Source organism: Xenorhabdus sp. TH1 (genome assembly GCF_037260955.1).
GTDB classification, from domain to species: Bacteria; Pseudomonadota; Gammaproteobacteria; order Enterobacterales; family Enterobacteriaceae; genus Xenorhabdus; species Xenorhabdus griffiniae.
Window position 1 is genome coordinate 3320192 of record NZ_CP147734.1, and the last position, 25111, is coordinate 3345302.

The 25111-nt window shown below is 45.2% G+C and carries 21 protein-coding genes and 1 CRISPR repeat array; of the genes, 1 reads left to right on the forward strand and 20 read right to left on the reverse strand.

Annotated features, from left to right (window positions below; translation table 11 throughout):
• Positions 1-66: 66 nt before the first annotated feature.
• The 6 genes from vapC to WDV74_RS14470 form a co-directional block, all read right to left on the reverse strand.
• A complete protein-coding gene (gene vapC, locus WDV74_RS14445; protein WP_338885623.1) occupies positions 67-480 on the reverse strand; it encodes a tRNA(fMet)-specific endonuclease VapC in 414 nt (137 codons plus the stop codon).
• Complete coding sequence (gene vapB / locus WDV74_RS14450; RefSeq protein WP_193850094.1) at positions 480-710, reverse strand: type II toxin-antitoxin system VapB family antitoxin; 231 nt, start codon at positions 708-710, stop codon at positions 480-482. The genes vapC and vapB overlap by 1 nt, the downstream gene beginning before the upstream one ends.
• A 148-nt stretch (positions 711-858) precedes the next feature.
• Entirely contained in the window at positions 859-2175 is a 1317-nt protein-coding gene (locus tag WDV74_RS14455; RefSeq protein ID WP_338883505.1) for a F390 synthetase-related protein, read from the reverse strand.
• Positions 2172-2978: an MBL fold metallo-hydrolase gene (locus WDV74_RS14460; protein WP_338883506.1), complete on the reverse strand. Its 807-nt coding sequence runs from the start codon at positions 2976-2978 to the stop codon at positions 2172-2174. The genes WDV74_RS14455 and WDV74_RS14460 overlap by 4 nt, the downstream gene beginning before the upstream one ends.
• Positions 2971-3990, reverse strand: coding sequence for an NAD-dependent epimerase/dehydratase family protein (locus tag WDV74_RS14465; RefSeq protein WP_338883507.1), 1020 nt, complete (start codon positions 3988-3990; stop codon positions 2971-2973). Before WDV74_RS14465 ends, WDV74_RS14460 begins: the two co-directional genes overlap by 8 nt.
• Entirely contained in the window at positions 3987-4985 is a 999-nt protein-coding gene (locus tag WDV74_RS14470) for a 3-oxoacyl-[acyl-carrier-protein] synthase III C-terminal domain-containing protein (RefSeq protein ID WP_338883508.1), read from the reverse strand. Before WDV74_RS14470 ends, WDV74_RS14465 begins: the two co-directional genes overlap by 4 nt.
• Positions 4986-5689: 704 nt before the next feature.
• On the opposite strand from WDV74_RS14470, the gene WDV74_RS14475 reads away from it, so the two are divergent.
• Positions 5690-7159 carry a transposase gene (locus WDV74_RS14475; protein WP_338883509.1) on the forward strand — a complete coding sequence of 490 codons (1470 nt, stop codon included), beginning with the start codon at positions 5690-5692 and terminating at the stop codon, positions 7157-7159.
• 104 nt (positions 7160-7263) lie between these two features.
• Here the strand turns inward: WDV74_RS14475 and potD are convergent, their stop codons facing one another.
• The 14 genes from potD to uxaC all read right to left on the reverse strand — a co-directional run bounded on the left by potD (position 7264) and on the right by uxaC (position 25106).
• Positions 7264-8316, reverse strand: coding sequence for a spermidine/putrescine ABC transporter substrate-binding protein PotD (gene potD, locus WDV74_RS14480; protein WP_338885624.1), 1053 nt, complete (start codon positions 8314-8316; stop codon positions 7264-7266).
• 175 nt (positions 8317-8491) lie between these two features.
• Positions 8492-9271: a spermidine/putrescine ABC transporter permease PotC gene (potC, locus tag WDV74_RS14485; protein WP_273570926.1), complete on the reverse strand. Its 780-nt coding sequence runs from the start codon at positions 9269-9271 to the stop codon at positions 8492-8494.
• Positions 9268-10128: a spermidine/putrescine ABC transporter permease PotB gene (potB, locus tag WDV74_RS14490; RefSeq protein ID WP_189760033.1), complete on the reverse strand. Its 861-nt coding sequence runs from the start codon at positions 10126-10128 to the stop codon at positions 9268-9270. The genes potC and potB overlap by 4 nt, the downstream gene beginning before the upstream one ends.
• Positions 10112-11227: a spermidine/putrescine ABC transporter ATP-binding protein PotA gene (potA, locus tag WDV74_RS14495; protein ID WP_338883511.1), complete on the reverse strand. Its 1116-nt coding sequence runs from the start codon at positions 11225-11227 to the stop codon at positions 10112-10114. Before potA ends, potB begins: the two co-directional genes overlap by 17 nt.
• A 667-nt stretch (positions 11228-11894) precedes the next feature.
• A CRISPR array of direct repeats spans positions 11895-14061; the repeat unit is 29 nt; unit sequence CGGTTTATCCCCATACACATGGGGAACAG.
• Positions 14062-14309: 248 nt separating this feature from the next.
• A complete protein-coding gene (gene cas6e, locus WDV74_RS14500; protein ID WP_338883513.1) occupies positions 14310-14909 on the reverse strand; it encodes a type I-E CRISPR-associated protein Cas6/Cse3/CasE in 600 nt (199 codons plus the stop codon).
• A complete protein-coding gene (gene cas5e / locus WDV74_RS14505; protein WP_338883514.1) occupies positions 14900-15583 on the reverse strand; it encodes a type I-E CRISPR-associated protein Cas5/CasD in 684 nt (227 codons plus the stop codon). The genes cas6e and cas5e overlap by 10 nt, the downstream gene beginning before the upstream one ends.
• A gap of 2 nt (positions 15584-15585) precedes the next feature.
• Positions 15586-16677 carry a type I-E CRISPR-associated protein Cas7/Cse4/CasC gene (cas7e, locus tag WDV74_RS14510; protein ID WP_338883515.1) on the reverse strand — a complete coding sequence of 364 codons (1092 nt, stop codon included), beginning with the start codon at positions 16675-16677 and terminating at the stop codon, positions 15586-15588.
• A 12-nt stretch (positions 16678-16689) separates the two neighbouring features.
• Positions 16690-17184 (reverse strand): type I-E CRISPR-associated protein Cse2/CasB, encoded by a 495-nt coding sequence (gene casB, locus WDV74_RS14515; protein ID WP_338883516.1) that lies wholly within the window; start codon positions 17182-17184, stop codon positions 16690-16692.
• A 19-nt stretch (positions 17185-17203) separates the two neighbouring features.
• On the reverse strand, positions 17204-18730 hold the full coding sequence (gene casA / locus WDV74_RS14520) for a type I-E CRISPR-associated protein Cse1/CasA (protein WP_338883518.1): 1527 nt from the start codon (positions 18728-18730) through the stop codon (positions 17204-17206).
• Between the two features lie 13 nt (positions 18731-18743).
• Positions 18744-18878 carry a hypothetical protein gene (locus tag WDV74_RS14525; protein WP_273558495.1) on the reverse strand — a complete coding sequence of 45 codons (135 nt, stop codon included), beginning with the start codon at positions 18876-18878 and terminating at the stop codon, positions 18744-18746.
• 267 nt (positions 18879-19145) lie between these two features.
• Positions 19146-21836, reverse strand: coding sequence for a CRISPR-associated helicase/endonuclease Cas3 (gene cas3, locus WDV74_RS14530; protein WP_338883519.1), 2691 nt, complete (start codon positions 21834-21836; stop codon positions 19146-19148).
• A gap of 224 nt (positions 21837-22060) precedes the next feature.
• The gene (locus WDV74_RS14535; RefSeq protein ID WP_338883520.1) at positions 22061-22693 is read right to left on the reverse strand and encodes a bifunctional 4-hydroxy-2-oxoglutarate aldolase/2-dehydro-3-deoxy-phosphogluconate aldolase; all 633 of its coding nucleotides are present in this window, start codon (positions 22691-22693) and stop codon (positions 22061-22063) included.
• Positions 22659-23669 carry a sugar kinase gene (locus tag WDV74_RS14540; protein ID WP_338883521.1) on the reverse strand — a complete coding sequence of 337 codons (1011 nt, stop codon included), beginning with the start codon at positions 23667-23669 and terminating at the stop codon, positions 22659-22661. The genes WDV74_RS14535 and WDV74_RS14540 overlap by 35 nt, the downstream gene beginning before the upstream one ends.
• A gap of 3 nt (positions 23670-23672) precedes the next feature.
• Complete coding sequence (gene uxaC / locus WDV74_RS14545) at positions 23673-25106, reverse strand: glucuronate isomerase (protein WP_338883522.1); 1434 nt, start codon at positions 25104-25106, stop codon at positions 23673-23675.
• Positions 25107-25111 lie beyond the last annotated feature (5 nt).

Genomic DNA, 25111 nt, shown 5'->3' on the forward strand with positions numbered 1-25111 from the left:
GCAGCCCGCTTAAACCAGGCAATCACAGAAGTGGAAGGTGGTAAAACCGTTGGAAAGGACTTATTGTTACGAGAAGGACGCTATCACCCAATCTTCAATTCTTAACCCCAAAACCCGTTCAAATTCACGGGTATTATTTGTCACAAGAACCATACCCAGTGAGCGGGCATGGCCTGCAATCATACTGTCATAGGGGCCAATAGGTTTTCCCTTTTTTGCTAATTCAGCACGTATTTGTCCTGTATGAGCAGCAGCATCAAAACCATAGTTCATGATTTCCAAACGTGCAGCGAATCCCTCAATAATATCCAGATTTTTTTTAGGATTTTCTGATCTTTCAGAACTATAAATTAACTCCATCAATGTTACAGAGCTGATGCAAAGCTGGCCATAATGTTGATAAAAAGCGTCTCTGACTTTCTGTGGTTTATTCTTGATAGTATAAATACAAATATTGGTATCAAGCATATATTTAATCATCAAAATTCTTCCCTGAGCTGTTCACTTGGCTGCTGCCTGTCAGTCATAAAATCAGGGGTAACATTTTCGCCATCAAACCAACTATCCCATCCCTCTCCTGCTGGAGTTATGATACGAGTTCGACCGATAGCAATAATATCAACATGTTTTACATCTTCCGGTAAAGCAACAGCTTTGGGCAAGCGTACAGCCTGACTACGGTTACTTTTAAAGACAGTTGTTTTTTCCATACTGACCTCCGAAATAAAATCTTCCAATTAAGTTCATTGAAAAGCATAACCCTTTTCAGGGATATGTCAACGGGATATACCTTACTTAATTTGTCTTAATTTAACCCAAACTGCGAGCAATTATTAATCGCCCGCAGCTCGCCCCCGATTATTCCTTCCTCTTATTGACACCCTCTGAAGGACGGGGTTTTACGGCGCACCTGATAATCCGGCGACGCTTATTAAACAGATCCGGCAGTATCACCTGCGATACGCACTGCCATTCAATTTTATCGATATCCACCCCTTGTTTGGCAAAATAGTCTGACAGCGCTGACTGGCAGTGCTGGAGGACTTCGATGCTACAATCCCCTTCCAGTTTCAGCGACAATCCCGCCTGGGTTAACCGATAATCACTCGTTAACGGCAGAGTATTGGCAATAATCCGCGAACAAGGATCAGCGAAAATACTGACTGTTCCTCCTGTAAGCGCAGGTAAAATTAACTGATCATCATTGCGCCCTTCGATGCGCTCTATCGTCAATGCAGGGTTACCGCACGCACAAGCTTTTTTTCTCACCACCAAAATATCATCAAGCTGATAACGTACAATAGGCTGCGTTTCACGGGTAAAATCAGTAATAATCGGGTTAAAACGCGATTCATCTATCCATTTCGGCTCAATATGCAAAAACTCTTCATTAAGGTGCAGCGTCCCATGCGAGCAAGTACACGCCAGAAAACCTTCCGTTGCCTGATAAATTTCTCCTACGTCCCTGAATACGGCCTGCAACAGTTGGCGATCTTGCGGTTCCAGCACTTCTGCCACCGAGATCACTTTAACCGGCGGTAATGATGTTTCACCTTGCTGGATCTTCAATGCCAATGCCCGCAACACCTGGGCGGGCGCGACAATAATAGTGGGTTGATACGCGACTAATGCTTGTACCTGCTGATTAAAGTCAGCAAACAAGTCAAAAAAACGGAAGGATATCCAACGGTTCTGGACACTCTCGTAGAGATTATTCCCCGCCCGTAAAAACAGCGCAACTCGCTCACCGTGAAATAAGCCGTTTGGTAGCATTTTGGCAAGCAGGGTTCCCGCCCAAATGCTCCGTTCTTTCGGGCTGGCAACGAAAAGACCTCGTTGTCCTGATGTCCCCGATGACATACCAACGCTGAATTTGCCGACTGTTGGCGTGAAATCTCGTGACTGTTCACTCAACCGCGCACATGCCAAAAGCTCATCGCGTTTGAGACCCGCCGTATTCATCTGGTCGAAATTTTCCATCATGATGGCTTTATTCATAAACGGATATTCCGCCAACGATAAATCACCATATGAGGAAAAATAAGGACTTTTCGCCAGAACCCTATGCCTGAATCGCGCCAATTCTCTCAATTGGTGTTGCTCAAGCTGCTGTCGGTTGGTGAATTTCCACCGTTTTTTGGCTCGCCAATAGTACCAAAATGTTTTAAATATCATTCCAAATCTCCCTCATGGCAGAGCTGGATAGGGATCTGTTTTTGGTCAATGTGATGCAGCTTATTCAGTGTTTCGTAATAGGCACGGCTGTCATCCATAATAAGATTCGCCAACTTTGCAGGCCCGCGCAGTTCACGGTAATTCGTTGGTGACCAGGCAGCATCTCCCGCTAACAATATCCAACCCTGATCACTCAATACACACAGGCCAAGATGCCCGGCCGCATGACCAGGTAGCGGAACAATCAGTATCTGCTTCTGGCTCCCCGGCACGGCATAACCTTTCCCCAATACCGATAACTCTTCTGGCAACGGGCTAGCTTCAAACCCCTCATAAAAACTGACTCTGGATTCGAAATCTTCCGGCATTAATCCCCGCACAAAGGCTTTTCTTAGCGCCGCGATACCTCGTAAGTGGCGCGTCTGCCGCCAACCTTCCCCTGAACAGATAAATTTGGCCTGTGGGAAATCCCGTAATCCGGCAATATGATCACCATGAAAGTGAGAAATGATAATGCCATCAATATCACGTGCCTGAATACCTTCTCCTTTGAGTTGCATCACCAGTGCGTCTTTGCTGTCAAAGTAAACCGGCGTGACCGTGCGATATAAGCGAATAATCCCACTACGGGTATGATCGTAAAAATGGTTGGCGTATCCGGTATCAAGGAGCCAACGCTTATCATGACACTCCAGCAACCACGACCGAGCCGGAAATTTGCATATGCGAAAACTGGCACCTTTCAGTGCCATGCAACCGGAATGCGTGCAATATCCCACGTCAAAAACACGTATCTTAACCATGTGAACCCGTCTTCTGGTCTGCCTGTTTTAGCCAATTGGCCGTTAAATGAATACCTTCCTCTATGGTATAAATCGGCGAATAACCCAGCTCTTCTTGCGCTTTTGCGTTATCCAGTGTCATGGAGTAATAAGCCGCGCCAATGCCATAACGCGTCAGCAATGGCTCTTTTCGGGTGAACATAGCAATGCCTTCCAGGATTGTCGCAACGCCATACAAAAGTGGATAAGGCAATGATTTGATCCGATAACTAAACTGCATCTCATCAAATAACTGCCCTAAGATCTTCGCCAATGGCTGTGGTTGTTGATTAGTAATGTTATATATCGCCCCACTTTGTATGCCTTCACGGTGAGTTGCCAATAACATGGCATGAACAACATTCATGACGTAAGTGAGATCCAGGGCATTCCTTCCCCCTGCTGGCAAAGCAATAACGCCTTTGCTGGCTTTAACCTGAGCCAACAAACGCGGCAACAATACTCTGTCATGCGGGCCAAATAACCCACGGGGGCGCAGGATAATGTAAGTCGTGTCAGGATAGCGGGGGATCAATTGACGTATGCTCTCCTCCGCCAGAAACTTGGTTCGGGCATAATCATTGGCGAAACGCTGGCTGCGCTGATGTTCGGTAACATGCTGTTGGTGGGAAAAATTAAAATACACAGCAGGAGTAGAAATATGGACAAATCGCTGGATACCACATATGCCAGCCGCTTGTGCCAAAATCTGTGTCGCAGCCACATTGATACGTTCAAACTCATCAGGATCGCCCCAGGGAGAAGATTTGGCGGCGCAATGCCAGACTGCATCACACTCTGACATCAGCCCGATGGCTTGCTCCTTCGTTAACGTCGCCAGCTCAGCACGGCGAAATTCCGCCCCCAATCGAGACAATTCCCTTCCCGCCTGCGGATCACGTCCGGTTGCCATCACCGTCTCGCCACGGGATAACAGATAATCAACGGCATTACGACCTAAACCACTCGTGGCTCCGGTTACAAGAATTTTCATGGTATTAAAATCATCTCACTTAACGAAAGCCCTGCCGCTGTACCAAGCAACATCACATAATCACGACCATAATAGCGATCTGTCATGATGGCTTCATGCAGTGCGCTTGGAATAGATGCCGCAACCTGATTACCGCGATAACGATAGATATTCACAAATCTCTCATCTTTGATATTCAAGCGCTTGAGAATATGTTTCAATCCCAAATGGCTTGCCTGATGAGGTATCACAGTATCGATATCGGACATGGCAAGATTGGCACTCCCCAATACACGCGCTGTAAATTCTTCAATCAATGAGGCGGTTAGTTTAAACAGCGGCTTACCCTGCATCTGGAACAGGAAATCGCTATCTTCCATACCTGCACGCAGATTCTTGCGGGTTCCGCCAGCCCGGATCTCACATAATTCAAGGCCTTCTGGGTAGGTTTCATGTTTGTAGGTCACAATCCCACTTTTCCCATCCCCTTTTTCAACGATCACACAAGCCGCCCCATCACCAAAAATCAGTGAGGATTCTTGATGCGACCAGTCAATTCCACGGGAAGCCATCTCCGAAGAAACAATAGCAATCCGCCGATACTGCCGGGTTGCCAGCAATCCACTCGCAATATCCAGTGCAGAGATAAAACTCACGCAGCTTGCATTAATATCAAAACAGGCGGTTCCTGCCTTTAACCGACTCTCGTTTAAAATATGTGCCGCAGAATAAGGTAAGGCTTGAATCGGGATAGCCGAAGCTGAAATCAGTAAATCAATTGAATCTGGCGAGATCTGATGTGTATCTAACGTATTATGCAATGCTTTCGCGGCAAATTTAGCTGGGGATGCCTCATAATCCGAATGATAGCGATACTCTATTCCAGACTGTTTTTCGACAAAACCCTTCGGTTTATTGAACCTTAAATCTAAATCGGATGAATACACTTTGTTTTCTGGTAAGGCAATACCAGACGCAATGATCTTTAATGGGATCAATTCATTTATATTTTTCATTTTTTTATAACTTCCAAGTGTTAATTTTTTGTTTAAGTTATTTGCCAGAATATGAAGTGAATTCTGAGTAGGGTGAGAATAAATGAATATTTATCAGATAGCCGATTAAACAGGAAGTCTATATTTATGATACATCATATTATTAAATTGAAATATTCAATGCAGATACATGAAAAATAAAAAAATTTCTCAGTTTATAATTTCAATATCATAAAATTTTTTTAATGCAGAAAGCACATTATGAGATTTCATCATGGCGTTTGTTGTCTATATGTAAAATAAAGGTCAATGTTAATTGACAAATAAACTGACTTGATTTCATTAATAATGAATAGTCATTTATAGTTTTTGTTTCATTGGTTAATTAAAATTAAATAGCGTCAACATAAAATTTTAACAAGCATTAGTCCAATATTTTTATTGCTTTTTAAATTAAAGTAAAATATCAAATAACCAATATATATATTAAAAGTAAAAATAATGAGTTTATTATTCTGGATAAGAAGCATTCATTCAGAATGAATAATACTGCTAATTGAAATAACTAACTAAAGGTGTATATCAATATGTTTTTACTGTCTATACACCATTTTCAACGAGTCTTTATATAGCTACCTTGACATCCTCCCCACCCTAAAGAGGGTGTCGTAAAAGCTCATGTTATCCATTAAGATCGGCGCTCTTCCTTTAGGCGCCGATCTTTTATGACCTTATTCACCCGAAAACTGGAATCGTCTGTTCACACCCAACGTCAATTTGTCAAAGCGCAGCATTTACCTGTATTGGATGGCTCTCTTTCCCTTGGGGATTATCTCAAGCAAATGGGAGAACGCAGTGCACTTATTGTCGCGGAGAGCCTGGATGAACAAGACTGGGGACCTTTCGAACGTCATTATGCTTCAACAGGCAGGGCTCCTTATTCTCCCCGCTCCATGATGGGGATCCTGCTTTATGGGATCATGAAAGGACAGCGTTCGCTCAGAGCACTTGAACGCTTGGCGCGTTTAGATTTGGGCTGTATTTGGGTCAGTCAGGGAATTACCCCTGATCATGCCAGTCTTGGACGTTTCATTTATCAGCATCAAACTGTCCTGACGGGGATGTTTTTTAAAGAGCTGGCCTTATCTGTTTTGCGCCGCAGTCAATCCGGTATTTCGTGTCTGGCTGGTGACGGGACAGTGATTGAGGCCATGTGTTCTCATTATCATCTTTTGACTCAGGCAGCCATTTCCCGCGAAAAAAAGCCCCTCAGTGCAGCGCCTGCCACGGGGCAGACAGAGAAACGTCTTCAGCAATTGGAACAGGGCACAGAAGTATTACGACGCCGGCAAGAAAACCGGGAAAAAAAGGGGAAAGATGGTAGCCAGTTACGTATTAATCCCACAGAGCCAGACGCTGTCGTCCAGAAACTCAAGCGGGGAAAGGGATTTTCAACAGCCTATAAACCGTCTGTTTTAGTCAACACAGGACGTATTATCGTCGCCCAAACCGTAGATCCATCCAGTGAGACACGGGTAATGGCGGATTTATTGGTGCAGAATTTCAATTTATCGGGATATCATCCGGACAAATTGTTGTTGGATGCCGGTTATTTCCATGACGCGGTGATGGCTGAGGCACAAAAATATCAGATCTCGCTGTTTTGCTCTGAAAATTCAACCCGGCAGAGCCCCCGAACAATCTCCCCCAAATCGTTATTTATCTATGAGGCTGAGAAAGACACTTATCTCTGCCCTGCCCATCATTCATTATCGTTGAAAAGCACCGTGGCCGCGTCAGAAAAAGTGCGCGGCTATCGGGTCTATGGCAGTGCCAATTGCACCCAATGCCGGCAAAAAACCCAATGTACACGGGCCAAAGGTGGAAGAAAAATAAAACGCTATCGGGAAGATGAAAAGCGGGATGAACTGCGTTTGCATATGGCTAACCCTGAGTCAAAACGGATATTGAGTCAACGAAAGAGCAGAGTAGAACCGGTATTTTCAGCTTTGCGGGGAATTCAGGGACTGGAGCGCTTTCGGCGTAGAGGATTATCAGCGGTAAAGCTGGAATTTACCCTGCATGCGATGGCCTATAACTTATCAAGAGCAGTGGCTCTGATATTATGGATGATTTTCAGCCTGTTATTGGTTCAAATAACAGGCACTGAAAAATGGGAGAGGATCTCAACTTAACGCGTTGCAAAAATGACCTCCCCCCTTTTACGACACCCTCGCATTGGGCGAGGATATACGGGGAAATTGTTAAAAAGGGGAGCCAAAGCTCCCCAATAATTCGGTCATTGACCTGCTTTCAATTTTTGGAAGTACTCTTCGTACAGGATACTGGCATTGCCAACATCACTCTGCCATTCGCCTTTTTTTATCACCTCGGCGTCTGGATACAACGTCTTATCTTCTGTCATGGATTTCGGCAGTAATTTTTTCGCTTCCAGATTCGGTGTCGGGTAGCCAATTTTCTTAGCAACCTGCGCCGCAATTTCCGGGCGTAACAAGAAATCAATCAATTTCATCGCGCCCTCAACATTCTTGGCATTCGCTGGAATAGCCAAGCTGTCCATCCAGAAAATCCCGCCCTCTTTCGGCCAAATAATCTCAACCGGTGTACCAGCCTGACGCGCAACATAGGCAGAACCGTTCCACATCATACCGATATCCGCCTCGCCTTCCATAAATGGGTTGGCAGGGTTGTCAGAATTAAATGCCAGTACATTTGGCATCAGTTTTCTCAGTTCCTGATAAGCAGCTTCAATCTCTTTCGGATCAGAGGTATTGCCGGAATATCCCAATTTCAGCAACGCCATCTGGAAAACTTCACGCGCATCGTCAGTCAGTACTAAACTGTTTTTGTACTCTGGTTTCCAAAGATCAGCCCAGGAAGAGAAGGATTTAGGATCAATATTATCGCCATTGACGCCAATTGCCGTTGCACCCCAAATATAAGGGATAGAGTACTCGTTATTCGGGTCAAAAGACTTATGGAGCAGGTTGGGATCAAGGTTATGGAAGTTGCTCAATTTACTGGTATCGATTTTTTGCAACATCCCTTCTTTACTCATCTTTGAGATAAAGTAAGTGGATGGAACCACTAAATCATAAGCGCCGTCTTTATAAGTTTTCAGCTTGGTGTACATGCTCTCATTGGATTCATAGGTGGAATAAATCACCTTAATCCCAGTCTCTTTGGTGAACTGGTTGAGCAAACCAGGCGGAACATATTCAGTCCAGTTGTAGAAATACAGCGTCTTGCCATCATCAGCGGCAGCGGCATTCACCGAACCAATGCTTAATGCCATCATCCCAGCGGCTAACAGACAGAACCACTTTCTCATGTTGTTTTTCATGTCGTGTTTCCCCTCGCAGTTGGTGCGTTAGTATCATATATAGGTTCTGCGTGAACCTATCCCCGAAAAAGGGGCTATTATAAAAGTGACATTTAATGCGGTAAAGTGACTTAATTCTTGCTAATAAAAGCGTGGTCAACCCGCAACCACGCTTAAAAGAAGGTTAAGACTTTTCTGTGCGATCACGCATCACAAATTGGCTAATCAGCACCAAAACCAACGACATAAGTAATAAAATCGTTGCCAATGCGTTCACTTCTGGCGAAATTCCCACTTTTACCATTGAATAGATCTTAAGTGGCAAAATCTCGTAGCTTGGCCCCGTCACAAATGAAGAAACAACCACATCATCCATCGATAGGGTAAAGCTCAGTAGCCAACCCGCCATAACCGCCGGCATCGCCAGCGGCAGGATGATTTTTCGCAGGATAGTCAATTCACCCGCGCCCAAATCACGCGCCGCTTCCAGCATTTTGACATCGAAATCTTTCAGGCGGGAGTACACCGTTATCACCACAAATGGCAAGCAGAAAGTGATATGTGAAAACAGCAGTGACCAGAATCCCAGTGAAACGCCGAGTAGCATAAACAGCACCAGCAGTGAAATCGCCATCACGATATCCGGCGACATCATCACGACAAACAGCATACCGCCAACAAACTTTTTGCCCCGGAAGGAATAACGATACAAGGCAACCGCAGTCAGGGAACCAATCAAGGTAGCAAACGTGGCGGATGTGACCGCCATCGTCAGGGAATGGCCTGCCGCTTGAAGCAAACTGTCATTCGCGAATAGCAGGCTATACCATTCAGTGGTAAAACCCTGCCAATGAATGCCAAAGCGCGATTGGTTAAACGAGCTTACCAACAGGATAATAATCGGGATATACAGGTAAGCATAAACGATGGTCATGAAGCCACCGCGCAACAGGCGTCCGATCATTCCAGTTCCACCTTCTTGTTCAGCAGCTTAGCCGCACGATAATAAACCAATAACATCAATCCCATTACCAACGTCAAACAGATGCTGGTCGCTGCCCCAAATGGCCAGTCACGGATATTGAGAAATTGGCTCTTAATCACGTTCCCGATCAGCAGGTTCTTCGCCCCGCCCATCAAGTCAGCCACATAGAACAGCCCCATCGCCGGTAGCAATACCAGCAAACAACCCGCGATAATGCCCGGCATGGTCAATGGCACAATGATGCGGATAAAAGTCTGCAATTTCCCCGCCCCCAAATCGCGTGCCGCTTCCAGACAGGATTTATCCAGCTTCTCAATGCTGGAATAAAGCGGCATCACCATAAACGGCAGCAGGATGTAAACCAACCCCAACACAACCGCTTCGGGGGTATACATGATGCGAAAAGGCTTATCGATAATTCCCACCCACATCAGAAAATCATTCAAGTACCCGCGGGTACTGAGGAACATCTTCAAGCCATAAATACGGATTAACGAGTTCGTCCAGAACGGCACGATCAACAGGAATAGCATCAGGGAACGCAGTTTCTTTGGCATACGAGCCAGGAAAAAAGCGAACGGATAGCCAATCACCAGACAGCATAGCGTCGCTATAATCGCCATATTCAGCGAATGCAGCAGCACCTCGGCATACAGCGGATCAAACAATCGGCTATAGTTATCCAGCGAGAATATCATCTGCACTAAATTGGCGTCATCACGGGTCAGGAAGCTGGTTCCGATGATCATCAGGTTCGGCAAAAAGACGAACAGCATCAGCCAGGATACGATGCCCGTAATGACGATATTCTGGAATAGTTTACGCGTCTTCTTCATCGACCAGCACAACCTCCCAGCTTTCTACCCAAGTGACCGCAATCTTCTGGTTCAGAGAATGGTCAACATCAGGATCGTCTTCGTTGAAGAACTCGCTCACCATGACCATCTTGCCATTTTCCATTTCGACCACGGAGTCCAGCGTCATGCCCTTGTAGTTACGCTCACGGACGTAACCAATCAGTCCCGATACCTGCTCACCGTTATTGATCTCTTCCACGCGCAGGTCTTCCGGGCGCAGCAAGACTTTCAACGTTTGCCCAACGGTCACTGGCAGCGAGGTGAAAATATCACACTCATGGCCTTCGACATTGGCGCGTATCCGTTGATCATCAATACGATGCAGCACTTTAGCATCAAAGATATTGATTTCGCCGATAAAGCGGGCAACAAACAGGTTTTTCGGCTCTTCGTAAATCTCACGCGGAGAGCCATCCTGTTCAATACGCCCGTTACGCATAACCACGATACGGTCTGACATAACCAGAGCCTCTTCCTGATCGTGGGTCACAAAGATAAAAGTAATGCCAAGCTTACGCTGGAGCGCCTTTAGCTCATTTTGCATCTGCTTGCGCAACTTGTAATCGAGCGCGGACAGCGATTCATCCAACAGCAAAACTTTCGGTTTATTGACAACCGCACGGGCAATCGCCACACGTTGCTGTTGGCCGCCGGAAAGCTGGGCAGGTTTACGCAGGGCAAACTCTTCAAGCTGAACCATGCGTAATGCTTCCTCAACACGCGGAGCAATCTCTTTTTCCGGTGTTTTCTGCATCCGAAGTCCAAAAGCGACATTTTCAAATACGGTCATGTGGGGGAACAGGGCATAACTTTGGAAAACCGTATTAACGCAACGGTGCTCGGCAGGAATATCCGTAATATCCTGCCCTTCCAGCAAAATTTTGCCGCTGTTTGCATCTTCTAGCCCGGCAATCAGGCGAAGTACTGTAGTTTTGCCACAACCGGATGGCCCAAGAATGGTCAGAAACTCGCCATCATTGATTGTCAGATCGAGCTGTGAAATAACTTGTTTACCGTCGAAGCCCTTACTCAAGGCTTTCAATTCAACGAGTGGTGTCAGAGAGGTGTTCTCAGTCATTTATGCTATCATCTATCCCTTGGAATAATGCAGATAGAACCGCCACGGGAAAAGACTGTGTTAGCTAGCAGGAGACATCATTTCTCCGCTAAAGCTCAAAGCCAGTGGCGCCGGTTGAAATTACGAAGCGCGCATCATAAACGCAGTAAGCCCAAATTGAAAGCCGAAACAATGACAATATGTCATTTTTTATTACTATTTTATGAATAGTAACAACGCACCCTATTTTGCGCTGAATTTTACCGGATGGAAATAGTTTCATGTCGGATGCATTCAAACATTTTTAATCTATCTGATTTTTAATGGAATTTAACTCGACTGAAAGGTTATTTCTGACCGCCTACGAGTGCCTATCACCACTGAGTGTTTTTCACTAAAAAATTAGTAATGTCATACAACTACATAAGAAAAGCAGCTATTTGATATATCTCCACAAGCTACTTGTCACATTGAGAAGCAATACTCATGACCTGATGATTCTACAGCTATAAGAACATCATTTAACCGCAACAAACTCATTGATGAACGCTATTACTGGATTATCCCTATATGCATGGGTTGGCTCAATAACCACAGGATATTCATATATAGAAAGTTAAAATTACTGCCAACAGAAGACAGAATCGAGTCAATTTATTTCAATGCGAGTCCGTTCACTCCTGTTTCCAATTTTAGCTCCATATATATGGGGAACAGTACCTCTGGATTCTGCAAAGCTTGTGCCTTTACGGTTTATCCCCATACACATGGGGAACAGTTATTGATTCCATTCTGTAACTCGCCATCACCCGGTTTATCCCCATACACATGGGGAACAGATATGCCAAACTCTGATTATGACGATGTTTGGCGGTTTATCCCCATACACATGGGGAACAGTCCGGTGGCGCTGAATTCTTGGCTCGCTTTATCAGTTTATCCCCATACACATGGGGAACAGTCACTATTACCTTAATTGGGGTTAATTGCCTGCGGTTTATCCCCATACACATGGGGAACAGGCATAATATCCAGCAAACGCCGGATAGGTTGGCGGTTTATCCCCATACACATGGGGAACAGCGTTGAACACCCTGAACAGCGATGATGCCAGCCGGTTTATCCCCATACACATGGGGAACAGTACTGCGTTACAAGGGAAAAAGATGACCATGTCGGTTTATCCCCATACACATGGGGAACAGGCGAACTGAAAATGGGGCTGTATTTCTCGTTTCGGTTTATCCCCATACACATGGGGAACAGTTCTCGCGGGCTTTATCGTTAGCGCTCGTCTCTGGTTTATCCCCATACACATGGGGAACAGGAATAGGGTAGATTACAGAAAATAGAACCGTAGCGGTTTATCCCCATACACATGGGGAACAGTGCTCGTTGTTCAAGTGGGCAAATAAAAACCACGGTTTATCCCCATACACATGGGGAACAGAAACTAAATCTTCAATTTCTTCATCGCTAATACGGTTTATCCCCATACACATGGGGAACAGATCAGCGGCATAACATGAATATCTTCGTTGCCCGGTTTATCCCCATACACATGGGGAACAGATTTTTACAGGGGAAATACCGTTCTACCCGGCCGGTTTATCCCCATACACATGGGGAACAGGATTTGGTATTTCATTTTGCCTCCTGAATGTTCGGTTTATCCCCATACACATGGGGAACAGAGACAGTAAGTCAGGAAAAGCGATAGGGGTCGCGGTTTATCCCCATACACATGGGGAACAGACATTGAGGGTTATCGACAATGTTACTGATGGCGGTTTATCCCCATACACATGGGGAACAGTGCATTCACACGCACATCAATAAACGCAGAACCGGTTTATCCCCATACACATGGGGAACAGTTTACCTCAGCTGTTGTAATAATCGGGTAGGACGGTTTATCCCCATACACATGGGGAACAGGTTAGCGCCGATATTGCCGGAGCACGTTTTTCCGGTTTATCCCCATACACATGGGGAACAGGTACGTGAATAACGTCTTGACCGGAAACTACGCGGTTTATCCCCATACACATGGGGAACAGGTTTGCTAATTTTTGCAGGTTCAAAACCCAGCGCGGTTTATCCCCATACACATGGGGAACAGTGCCGGAGGGGGCGGAGGTTTCAGGTACGGGGCGGTTTATCCCCATACACATGGGGAACAGGTCGTAATTAACATCGAACAATGCCCCGCTAGACGGTTTATCCCCATACACATGGGGAACAGTGACAAGATCACCCGCGCGGGTAACATCAACCCGGTTTATCCCCATACACATGGGGAACAGGGATGCGCTGCCCCGGTATCCACCTGGTTCGCCGGTTTATCCCCATACACATGGGGAACAGAGGAATACGCGAATCACCGGATAATAAGCCCTCGGTTTATCCCCATACACATGGGGAACAGGTAATCATAAAGAAAGGCTAACTCTTGCTCTCCGGTTTATCCCCATACACATGGGGAACAGAAGACGGTATTGGTCAGAATAGCCTGCGCTGCCGGTTTATCCCCATACACATGGGGAACAGTTATTCCAGTACAGGGAACGTTGGTGCAAAAACGGTTTATCCCCATACACATGGGGAACAGTATCAGTTTGATGTCGGAATTGTGACGAAAGTCGGTTTATCCCCATACACATGGGGAACAGTCGCCAAATATCAAAAAGGATCTCAGGACGATCGGTTTATCCCCATACACATGGGGAACAGTTTAGGTCAAATAATACGCATAGTTAAACATGCGGTTTATCCCCATACACATGGGGAACAGGCTTTCCCAAGAAATCGTACTCAGTGAAGACACGGTTTATCCCCATACACATGGGGAACAGACCAACTCTATTATTATGTTTTTAAATAACTTTTTTAACAGAAAAAATTCCACCACGTTTTTTACCTAAAAACTTCATTTTATCAAATATAAAAACACTGATTTTTCATGATGTTAAAAAAACAAAACTAAAACCCATGCCAATCTACCAAAATTTCCAATACGAAATATTTTTATCTCCAACGCTTAGCAGCTATGTTACTAAAAGAATTTCCCAATCCCAAAAGGCTAGTCATCAACAATAAAATTCTAACCAAGCGCCAAAGAGAGTAAACCACATCCCATGGCTTTAGCCGGCCCAATTCCTTGACGCAAAAGAGAGGTGAAAACATCACCTTCCTGTACAATGAGTTGTCCTTCAAAACTTATTGGCTGAATTTTCCCCTTAATATCATCTTTGCAAAAATAGATTGGGGACTCCGGTGTCACCCATACCGTCGATAACAGCGCAGCTCCTGCCAATTTGCGTGATAACCACTGCAACTGCTCCTCCTCATGGATAAGCGGCACTCGGCAACATTTGACCCTTCCATTACGATCACGGCGCTGTTCCCCGTCTTTGATAGTCTTAATCGGATTAGCCCGTAGCTTAAAGCGTAACTTGGCACCATTGGGAATACTCCACTGAATAGGTTTATTCACGATAACCTGAGCCGCTTGTACCGACGAAGGTGCCTGTGCTGATTGTAATAAAGCTTCCGCACCACGACCAAAGTGCTGTGCCTCAATCCGAAAGAGAAAATCACGTGTATCATTAGGACGATTGGGGAAAAGCTGCCACAAAGCCCGATGCAATTGATAGGGATCTTTCGCCCATCGCCAGTCGATCCAAACTTTGCTTAAGAACATGATGAGTCTCCCTGAACCACAAACCAATCATGCGCTGAAAATTGACGAGGCAAGGCAACGATAGGCTCATCCCGTACGCGTAAAGGATATCCTTTTGAATCGATAGCCTCTTCACTATAAATAGTTCCTCCATCACCAAATTGATTTAACGCTAATCGAGGATTGTCTGCCTCACATTGTCCCAAATAGAGTGGATGACTCAATGGACAACTACGTCTCCCCAAATAAGGAGTAAACCAAGGCTTTTGGACAGCAGTAACTAAACTTGCTAATTTGTAATGACTATCAGGTAAACACCAAACAGCGACAGTAAAGTGCGCATCACAGAGATATTCACGCCAGGTTTGAATGATGTCATGGCTTTTCAGACTAACGTAATCCACTCTGGCATCTTTGATGGTGTGATAATCCGTAATTTTGCTAACCTTCACAGACTTATTCTCCACAGAATCATCATCCAATTTATGTTCATCACAGCGCACTGCGAAACGAACACTGTCAGATAAAGCCTGAAGCGCAGTTTTATCATTTCGGCGTATCCCCAGACATGCTCCAAGCAACCCTAGTAAACCACTACGAGTGGGGAAATTAGCAGTAGGACGCATACCTTCAAATGTGGGTTGCCCCCAAAACTGCATAGGTCCAGAAAGGCGTAATATGAGATAAGAAACCATATTTAACCCTCACCGTTATTACGGATCCAAGTTTTCAGCTCTTCTAACCCTGATTTGGATACAACACCGTTCGCAAGTTCCGTATCCAGCAAAGAGAATTGTGCGGCTGGTCCAGTTAGTCCATAGACTTTAGCAACACGGTTCCAGTAATCGGTAAACGCTTTAATCGAAGGTTTGAGATAACCCTCTTGCTCTGCTCTGACAGGTGATTCAAAAGCATTAGCCATAGATATTGGCACATCGGAAAAGTTGACTATCACCAGATCCGCTGGGTTAAACGCTGCAAATGTACGCTGTTTAGCATTCGGGGTTTCTGTCGCCAGCATATGCGCCAGATGTGCAGCAATATCTAACGCCTTGCTGCGTTCAATACCACCGAGATTTTCCTGTAATTGTGCAAAATTCAGGCTGGCATAACGGTAGAACACACCAGCAGAGAACTCCTGCGTCCCCAAATGAGCAGATCCTAAATCTTTTAAGTCATCAACAGCAGCAAACCAGTCAATATCCGATGCCACAGTATGGGTAGTGATGGCGTGTGCAATAGACATCGCCCCATCCACTTTACCCAATTCCTTCATCATACCGCTAGTCGCCATACGGCCACTTAACGCCAGATCAACGCCATTTTGTAAATTAGCGCGCATAGCCGCAATGTTTGATTTCAGTTGTTTTGTCAGTTTCTTGTCATCGACCCCTTCAGCATCTGCCTGAGCAACCTGTTCACAGAACCAGGCGACTTCGCCTACGACCCAGGGAGATATGGCACCCCCAAGAATTTCCTCCGAATCATCAATTGGTTCTCCAGTCAGTAGTGTCAGTGAACGATCAATCAATGCTGTTTCAAAGCGTGTTCCTAAACGTTCATGTAAAACATTCCTTAGTTCAGCCAGTTGGATAGTTCGAATACTCGACTCACCCAGATGCCGCATATAGTAGTCACTCTTACGCATAGTACGTTTAAGGCTTTGGCTGGAAATACGAACTCGACGCCTGCCACCAAAGATGGCATCTTTTTGCATATTCATATCATCACGGTTCAGACAAGCCGGACTATGGGAGATTAATACGTGGAAGTTAATAAAATTGTTCATTATGTTACATCCTTATGCTTTTTTCTTTTGAGGGAGGGAAAGTATGAAATCTTCTAATATCTGACGGCGTGCATGTTGATTCCACCATATTAATTGCTTGGCCAGCGTTGGCCAGTAAAGCTTAGGTTCAGCATGGATGAGTAAACGACGCAACTGCACCATATCGTTAGGCCAATCCGCACGCAACATTTGGTACAGCCGGCGTTCACTGATACGCTCACTATCTGCCAGCGCCTTACCCAGACTAATACCTTTGGGATTTTTTTCATCCGGTTCAGTATGTTCAATAACCTCTTTCCCTGCGCTCAGACAAAACACCATACGGAGCAACGGCAATTGATTCTTGGGAGCATGCCAGCCAAAATCTCTCACCAGATAGTAAAAAGCGGGAATATCTTTCAATTCTCCAGGTTCCGTCACACGCCTAAGTTGGGCACAAGCACCATTATCCAGTTCATTCCAAGCTTTATAGAGCACAAGTGGATCAAAATCAGCATCAAACGACATATTTTTATTCTCCTTGAGGCTAACTCAAAGCAGCGAGTTGTTTGTATAGGCTACGGCGGGCAACAGCTAATGCCTTGACCAGCTTGGGGTGATGGCAATAAGGGGCGGTTATTTGTTTAAAAAGATTAATACACAAATTATTTAGACTTTTCTTCAATTGCTCTAAACGCTCATCTGCCTGTGTAAAATCGATAGATACTAGCAAATTAGGGATCAGCAAATCACTCTGCCGGTAATATTCTCTCTCTCCCTTTTCATGCACGGCTATTCCAGATCCTTTGATATCATGCTCTTTGATACCTTCAGCAAAGATGTAAAGCGCTTTACGCAAAGCTGTCTTGTGCTCAAGACCTATTTTGACAATTTCATTGATGACTTCAGGATTGTTTTGCCAGCCTTGATTAACAACCATCACATCATGCCGGCGCTCCAAAATGGACGCCTGATTATTACGATAACCACCGACAATCAATTGCAATTGCGCATTGGGAAATAAGACGCTGCTTTGATCCACCACAGTGGCAGGAAGATGTCCTCCCGCATTTTTTTTCCTTTTTTCATCTTCCTCCTCCTCCAGCTGAACCTTGACCAGCAAACGGCTAAGATGGGTCCACGATGGAGCAGAGGTTGTAAAAGCCAGGAATTTCTCTTCCGCTGCCCCTTGTTTTACCTGTAATACACGGGGAGAGTGAGGATGCGGCCACACGCCCTCTACCGTGAAAACAAACTTTTCTTTCAGGAAGCCGGTATAGCGTTGTGCAACGTGTTGTCCGCAACCACTGCATTGACCAGCCCCTATTGGCGGACATAATTCAATATGATTGGGTTGCCAGAACAGCCCTCTGAGTAAACCAATACGAGCAGCAGGAATGGTTTCCCCTGCCTGAATCGGCTCCTGCCATACTGGCAATGGGTTAGTTTGCACATCCTCGCTAAACCATTTTTGCAGAGAAGGTTTAATCAATACATTCAACCAGACAGTTGTACGTAGATCCGCCCTGCGGTTATCTACTGCCTGTATCAGCGTGGTAACAGGAGCACCTCCACGTAAACCACTTTTAAACCCGCCACCAAAACTGGGGGCATTATTTGCCTTGTTAAACAAGGCAACAGCGGTACAGCCACCGCATAATGCATTCCCTTGTCCCGGTTCATTAATGAAGGTACAGTTGGTGGCGCCTGTCAATCCGGCCAACAGCGTATCCATACCGGTTACATCCTTGGCTGACACACCTTTAAACTGCATAAAGGGTTTTTCAGGATGATCAAGCTGAAAAGTATCACCCCAAGCAGAAACTCCCTGAACGAAATCATCTGGTGTTAGCGGCTGCTTTATACGCAGGCGCAAAGTCTGTTCATCTTGCGGTGTCCAAATTACCTGAGTAAGGCAAATCAGCAACTGGAGCGCAGCCAGCTCCATATCGTCTCTGGGTAAACATAACATCCATTGTTCGTCCGAACACAATAATGTTTGCAGAGAAATTGTAGTGGGTGTTCCCCCTGCCATCGGACGGACGGGGATCCAATTATGAACCAGTAAATCCATCAACTTTCCTCCCTTAACCAAAAATTTTCGCTATTTCCAACAACAACGCCAACGCTGCCACCGAAAGAGATACAATCGCAATTCCCATAGGGGTGACTGAATTTATGGCATTGATTAATAACCTGATATTTTTGACAAACTCCCGCATGTCCAAATCTCATTCTGAATATTTGGCATTTAGGGTAGCGAAGAACGATATAAACGGCAATAAAAAATCAAGTCATTATGTATATGTAAGTTATTGTGTACCGAACATGTCAAATAATGCCCCACTCTTGTAAAATTAAATTTATTGCCTACGACAAACCATAACGTATACTACTCCGCTGTATATTCCCCGTGAGTACGGGGATAAACCGTCATTCTGTATATGAATAATGATGCTTGTCATCAAGTTCCCAAACCCTTTTGGGATTTATTTGGGGATGACTAATATCATCCCCTGTTCATGACTGTAACGTAATCTGCCGTCCTGGCTACTCCAGGCCCAATCAGCACTATCTCTGTTTCCTTCCAACCAAACCCTGTTCCATTTATCCTGAACCAGACCCAATTTTTTCTTCCATCCCAAAGGAATATTCACCTGATTACGGGTTAATGCCTCCTGCTGATGAAATTCCCCCAGTTGTTCATAAATACTGCCATCTAACAACTGTCGACCAGCTTCGGTTGAAATAAAAGGCACCAAAGGAATACTCATAGCACCATCACGGGTGACCGCTCTTTCATTACCTTCAACGTCCCCCAACCCAACGACTTCAGCCCAATCCATTATTCGCTGTGCTTTCATACGCTGAGTAAAATTATTTTCTTCAAAGAGTTTCATACCTTCTGTCACCCATTGCGGCTCAGGTTCAGAAATCTCTTCCCGATAGATAGGTTCAATCCATTTACGGTAGGCATCAGGAAAGATAAGTGGTTTACCTTGCAGAGCTTCGATCCACTTTTGGGTACGCCACATCACACGGGTATGACTGTAAATTTTGCCATGTAGCCCATAACTGCCAGAAGCAGGGAAGAGCACCGTCGCTATGGGATCCTCAAAACCATAAGGACGCACTAGCCAGCAATGACGATGCAATCTGCCCAGACGCTGGAATAAAAGATCCACCGGACAGTGTTGAGTAATCAACCAATCAAAATCGACATCCAACGATTGTTCTATGACCTGGGTAGCCACCAGAATACGTCCATCACAACGATCTCCTCCTTTACCAAAGTAACTCAGTGCTGTGTTCTCTTTTTCTTGCCGGTCCACCAGACTAAAACGCGCATGAAACAACATAACGTCAACACTGCCTGCTGCCAGCTTTTTAAGTCGCCGCCAGGTCTGTTGAGCTACATCAACCAAATTACAGATCAGACAGACCTGAGCCCCCTTACGGGCAGCATCAACCATACGTTCCAGTAAAGCATCATCTGGTACAGCATCTTCAGTGTAATAAGGTTCAAGCTGGAGAGAGAATGAAGCAGGGTATTGTTCGGGTTGATTTTGCAAGTCAAAAAACTGCATTCCTTCATTACCAACCCAGCTAATCAGAGGATAAGGAACATCTTCTGCTGCCACTGTTTGTTTATTGCTATCATCATTTGGCTGGGGAGCATAACTGCTTAGTAGTTGCTGTTTCTGCCATTGCGGTAACGTAGCCGACAGTAATATTGCCGAGCTTCCGGCGCTCAACTGATTGTGCAAAACCGCATCCAGCAAGCCATACATGTATTGATCATAAGCATGTATCTCATCAACAATTAGCACACTACGGCCAACACCAAAGCCACGGATAAAACGATGACGGATCGGCAATACAGAAACTAGCACCTGATCGATAGTACAAACCCCTATTTGCCCTAAAAAAACCCGTTTTCGTCCCTGCGATAACCATTCACAGCACTGGCTCCAGGCATCTTCTTCTTGAAGATTAATCCCTCGCTGTTTGATCGCTTGAAAAGTCGTATTAAGATGCGCATTACCATGAGCAAGAATCAAGTTCGGAGCCGTGAAGAGTTTTTCCGCCAACTTGTCCATACGATCCAACATCGCGTTAGCCGTAGCCTGGGTCGGTAATGCAAAGATAATGCTATCGGCCAGATTATGCTCCAGCAATCGCCAGGCATAAGCGAGGGCAGCTTCCGTCTTACCGGAGCCTGTGGATGCTTCGATCAATGTTAGCCCAGGAGCAACAGGAAGATTATCAACCAGAGTCTGTACTTGCCGAGGCTGATAACCAGAATCAAGCAATGCCTGTACTGAAGCCCCCTGTTTTACCTGACCTATTAATCCACTATGTGTCACTACACGCATGGCATCTTCTTGGTAACGTTGCTCGAAGTAAGCCCGTAACTCTGCCACATCAGAAACAGCCGCCGCACGGTAGTTAAAAGTATCTTCGGTTGACCTAGAGCCTAGCCAGTCCGCTATAGAACAAAACCCAGCCATCAAAACGGAACAGTCAGGTGGCGTATCTTGTAATGAAAGTCCAACAGGCGCTAAAAACAATTCCGCTGCAATATCCAACCAAGCGAGCCGAGCTTGTTTATCACGATCTGCATGGTGACGTAATGAAAATAATAATGAGTAGACATCATCACGTTGGGTCACACTCTTTTTCTGTTTGATAGTACCATGATGACCAAACACGGCTTCTACCCAGGGGAGCCAATCTTGGTAAAGCTGTGTTTCTGTTGCAGGCTCAGAAAACCCATCGTCATCTTCAGATGATTCTGGCTGATGATCCTTAATAAACCAGTAAAGCCCAGAAGCACCATGATCGTAACTTTTACAATCATTGATTGAAGGCAGGCGGGATTGCTTATCTTCTGGGTTTAAAAACAGCCAAACTTGTGATGACTTACATTGAAAGCGGATTTCAAATTTACCCAGATCATGCAGTGCAACAAAAAAGAGCACCCACGCTCTTATTTCTCGCTCACTTCTGTCTTGATGGATACAAAACAGGCGCCTTAACCCTGGGCTATGATCCCACCAGTACGCAGCTACACTGACCACATCCAGACTGTGGAAAGGTAACAGATGATATTCAACACCTTCTGTATCTTTTAGCTTCCGTGCTTTTCCCCAATATCGAAGTATTATCGTAATATTCATATTTATTTAAATGTTATTAAACCACCATTTAAAGATTAAATGATTATCTTTAATGCGCTAATAAAATTAAAAAATAATTGAATATTATTATGTTAAAAGTTGTCCATTGTCATAAAAATCCAAGAAATCGTGATATTAATCACAAAGCAGATAATGATGTGGTTCATTTCGATGACTAACACATTAAGTCATAGAAAGTTATCTATTGTGAAATAGATATTCCCTCATCCAGCATTAACCAACCCCACCGCTTCCCTCACCAATCTACCAACCTCCTTCCAGTCCTTATCCCGAATCAACTGTGGGCTGACCATCCATGATCCACCACATGCCACAATTTGTGGGATAGCAAGATAATCGCGAATGTTCTTCACGTTGATCCCACCGGTTGGCATGACTTGCAACTGTGGGTACGGTGCAAGTAGTGCTTTAATCATCGCAATGCCACCTGAAGGCTCAGCCGGGAAGAATTTGACAAAATCGATGCCTAATTCCAGCGCTTGTTCAATAGTACTGGGGTTATTCACGCCAGGAATGATAGGAATACCAATTTGCTGGCATGCTTGTACAGTGTTTGGATTAAGCCCTGGTGAGACGACAAACTCTGCCCCCGCGGCTTTTGCCTGACGAACATGTTCACGATGAAGCACGGTTCCTGCACCGATCAACATATCTGGCCGCTCAGCCTTCAGTAGACTGATCGCTTCGGCGGCACTCTCGGTACGAAACGTGATTTCAGCCACAGGCAGGCCGTTGTCTGCTAATGCATGACCAAGGGGAATGATATCTCTGGCCTCTTCAATAGCTATCACAGGCACAATTTTAATCTGACGCAGACGCGCCATTATCTCTTGCATTATCATTCTCTCCGATTTCGTTCGAATTAAAAAAACGGGCGGTAACCGGCTGTGTCGCTGTCTGCGGTACAATCGCACCTTTATGCTGGATCACAACCCTTGCGAGCTGATGCCCCATTAATGCTGAATCATAAATGGATTTCCCATTTAACAGCCCCGCGATAAAACCCGCATTAAATGCATCACCTGCCGAAGTGGTATCAACGACAGGTGTAACAGGTTGAGTCTCAATATGTTGCGTGGCATCGCAGCCGCTTAAGTCACGATAAAAACAGCCCCGTTCACCCGCTTTGATAATGGCTTGTTTAACCCCCATGCTTTTCAGGCGGTTAAAGCTTGCCTCAATTGATGAATCTCCCCAGAGACGCGCTTCGTCATCGTCAGTGACTAACGCGATATCAGTGATGGCATACATTTGCTGATAACACTCACGGGCTTGTATTTCGTTTTCCCATAAAGCGGGACGATAATTACTGTCAAAGAAAATCAATTTCCCTTCAGCAGCCAACTGGTTCAAATCAATGAGCAGCAATTGGCGATCATGCTCAGGCAAAATCGCCAGGCTGATCCCACTGAGATAGAGTACGTCCATATTCTGCAATTGCTGGCGCAAGAAAGGATAATCAGGATGGCGCCAGAGATAACGCGCCGCCGAGTTATTGCGCCAGTAAAGAAACGTACGCTCACCTTTTTCATCAAGCTGGATTAGGTATAAACCGGGTTGATGGGCGTTGTCACGCAACACTAACGAAGTATTAATGCCCTCTTGCTGCCAGCGTGAGATCATGCCTTCGCTCAAAGGATCCGTACCCATCGCTGTGACAAAATGGACATCAAGTATATTGCCGCCAGCGCGAGCCAGATAAACTGCACTATTTAGCACATCACCGCCATAACTTTGTGTCATGGCACCAAATGGAATGCCATTTAGCTCAACCATGCATTCGCCAATCAGGGCAATTTTCCGCATCTGCATTCTTTAATCCTTTATAGCCTGAAAATAACGTTCAGCATTATTAAAGCAGATGTCCTGGACTATCTGCCCCAGCATCTTCTCATCATGGGGGATTTCACCATTTTCGACCCAATTTCCCAGCATATTGCAGAGAATGCGCCGAAAATATTCATGACGGGTATAAGATAAAAAGCTGCGTGAATCTGTCAGCATACCGACAAACTGACTCAATAAACCTAATTGGGAAAGTTGCTCCAATTGACGCTGCATACCGTCTTTTTGATCGTTGAACCACCAGCCCGATCCAAACTGGATTTTCCCCCGAATACTTTTATCACCCTGATCCCCGCCCTGAAAATTACCAGTCATAGTTGCGATCACTTCGTTATCACGGGGATTTAAACAATAGAGAATGGTCTTCGGTAATTCATCGGTTTTATCCATTTCATCCAACAAGCGAGATAATGGATAAGCGATAGGATTATCCCCAATGGAATCAAAGCCGCTGTCTGGCCCTAACCGCTTAAACATACGCGTGTTGGTATTGCGTAAGGCGCCAATATGCAGTTGCATGACCCAGCCACGTTTTGCGTACTGTTTACCTAACCAAACCAGTAGCGCTGTCGTAAATTGTGCTATTTCTAATTCACTGAGTAATTGCCCTTGTCTGCGCTTTTGCAAAATGATGTCTAACACTTTTTCGTCAGGTATCGGCGCATAACGCAACTGTTCAATACCATGATCCGATGCCACACAACCGTGCTCTTGAAAGTGTTTAAGTCGGCGCTCTAATGCCTGCAATAAATCAGCAAAACGCCCGATCGCGACATCTGCGACTTCTCCTAATCGTTCGAGATAGTCACAAAAACCCGATAGCTCAATTTTGCAGACTTTGTCTGGACGCCAGCTTGGTAATACTTCGATGGTAAAATCTTTATCTTTGGCAATCTGTTGATGATATTCGAGAGAATCAATGGGATCATCCGTTGTTCCTGCCATGCGTACCTGCATTTGCTGCATAATGCCACGGGCAGAAAATTCATCTTGTGAGAGTTTCTCGTTCGCTTCATGCCAAATAGCCTTTGCAGTATCAGGCGCAAATAGTTTTCCGCTAATGCCAAAGGGACGCCGCAATTCCAGATGAGTCCAGTGATAAAGTGGATTGCCAATCGTCAGAGGAACCGTTTCCGCCCATGCGAGGTATTTTTCATAATCACTGCTTTCAGCACCGGTAATTCGTGCCTCTTCAATCCCTGCCGCACGCATCGCGCGCCATTTATAATGATCGCCCTCCAGCCAGATTTGACCAAGATTGTGGAAACGGCGGTTTTGCGCAATTTCTTTGGGATTGAGATGACAGTGATAGTCATAAATAGGCATCAATGCCGCGTAATCATGATAAAGACGGCGGGCAACGTCATTATTTAACAGGAAATCTTCACACATAAAGGTTTTCATGGGAT

Bases quoted from the DNA above. Each gene is read 5' to 3' on its own strand.
- vapC (WP_338885623.1), bottom strand. From the start codon at position 480: ATGATTAAATATATGCTTGATACCAATATTTGTATTTATACTATCAAG.
- vapB (WP_193850094.1), bottom strand. From the start codon at position 710: ATGGAAAAAACAACTGTCTTTAAAAGTAACCGTAGTCAGGCTGTACGC.
- WDV74_RS14455 (WP_338883505.1), bottom strand. From the start codon at position 2,175: ATGATATTTAAAACATTTTGGTACTATTGGCGAGCCAAAAAACGGTGG.
- WDV74_RS14460 (WP_338883506.1), bottom strand. From the start codon at position 2,978: ATGGTTAAGATACGTGTTTTTGACGTGGGATATTGCACGCATTCCGGT.
- WDV74_RS14465 (WP_338883507.1), bottom strand. From the start codon at position 3,990: ATGAAAATTCTTGTAACCGGAGCCACGAGTGGTTTAGGTCGTAATGCC.
- WDV74_RS14470 (WP_338883508.1), bottom strand. From the start codon at position 4,985: ATGAAAAATATAAATGAATTGATCCCATTAAAGATCATTGCGTCTGGT.
- WDV74_RS14475 (WP_338883509.1), top strand. From the start codon at position 5,690: ATGACCTTATTCACCCGAAAACTGGAATCGTCTGTTCACACCCAACGT.
- potD (WP_338885624.1), bottom strand. From the start codon at position 8,316: ATGAGAAAGTGGTTCTGTCTGTTAGCCGCTGGGATGATGGCATTAAGC.
- potC (WP_273570926.1), bottom strand. From the start codon at position 9,271: ATGATCGGACGCCTGTTGCGCGGTGGCTTCATGACCATCGTTTATGCT.
- potB (WP_189760033.1), bottom strand. From the start codon at position 10,128: ATGAAGAAGACGCGTAAACTATTCCAGAATATCGTCATTACGGGCATC.
- potA (WP_338883511.1), bottom strand. From the start codon at position 11,227: ATGACTGAGAACACCTCTCTGACACCACTCGTTGAATTGAAAGCCTTG.
- cas6e (WP_338883513.1), bottom strand. From the start codon at position 14,909: ATGTTCTTAAGCAAAGTTTGGATCGACTGGCGATGGGCGAAAGATCCC.
- cas5e (WP_338883514.1), bottom strand. From the start codon at position 15,583: ATGGTTTCTTATCTCATATTACGCCTTTCTGGACCTATGCAGTTTTGG.
- cas7e (WP_338883515.1), bottom strand. From the start codon at position 16,677: ATGAACAATTTTATTAACTTCCACGTATTAATCTCCCATAGTCCGGCT.
- casB (WP_338883516.1), bottom strand. From the start codon at position 17,184: ATGTCGTTTGATGCTGATTTTGATCCACTTGTGCTCTATAAAGCTTGG.
- casA (WP_338883518.1), bottom strand. From the start codon at position 18,730: ATGGATTTACTGGTTCATAATTGGATCCCCGTCCGTCCGATGGCAGGG.
- WDV74_RS14525 (WP_273558495.1), bottom strand. From the start codon at position 18,878: ATGCGGGAGTTTGTCAAAAATATCAGGTTATTAATCAATGCCATAAAT.
- cas3 (WP_338883519.1), bottom strand. From the start codon at position 21,836: ATGAATATTACGATAATACTTCGATATTGGGGAAAAGCACGGAAGCTA.
- WDV74_RS14535 (WP_338883520.1), bottom strand. From the start codon at position 22,693: ATGCAAGAGATAATGGCGCGTCTGCGTCAGATTAAAATTGTGCCTGTG.
- WDV74_RS14540 (WP_338883521.1), bottom strand. From the start codon at position 23,669: ATGCAGATGCGGAAAATTGCCCTGATTGGCGAATGCATGGTTGAGCTA.
- uxaC (WP_338883522.1), bottom strand. From the start codon at position 25,106: ATGAAAACCTTTATGTGTGAAGATTTCCTGTTAAATAATGACGTTGCC.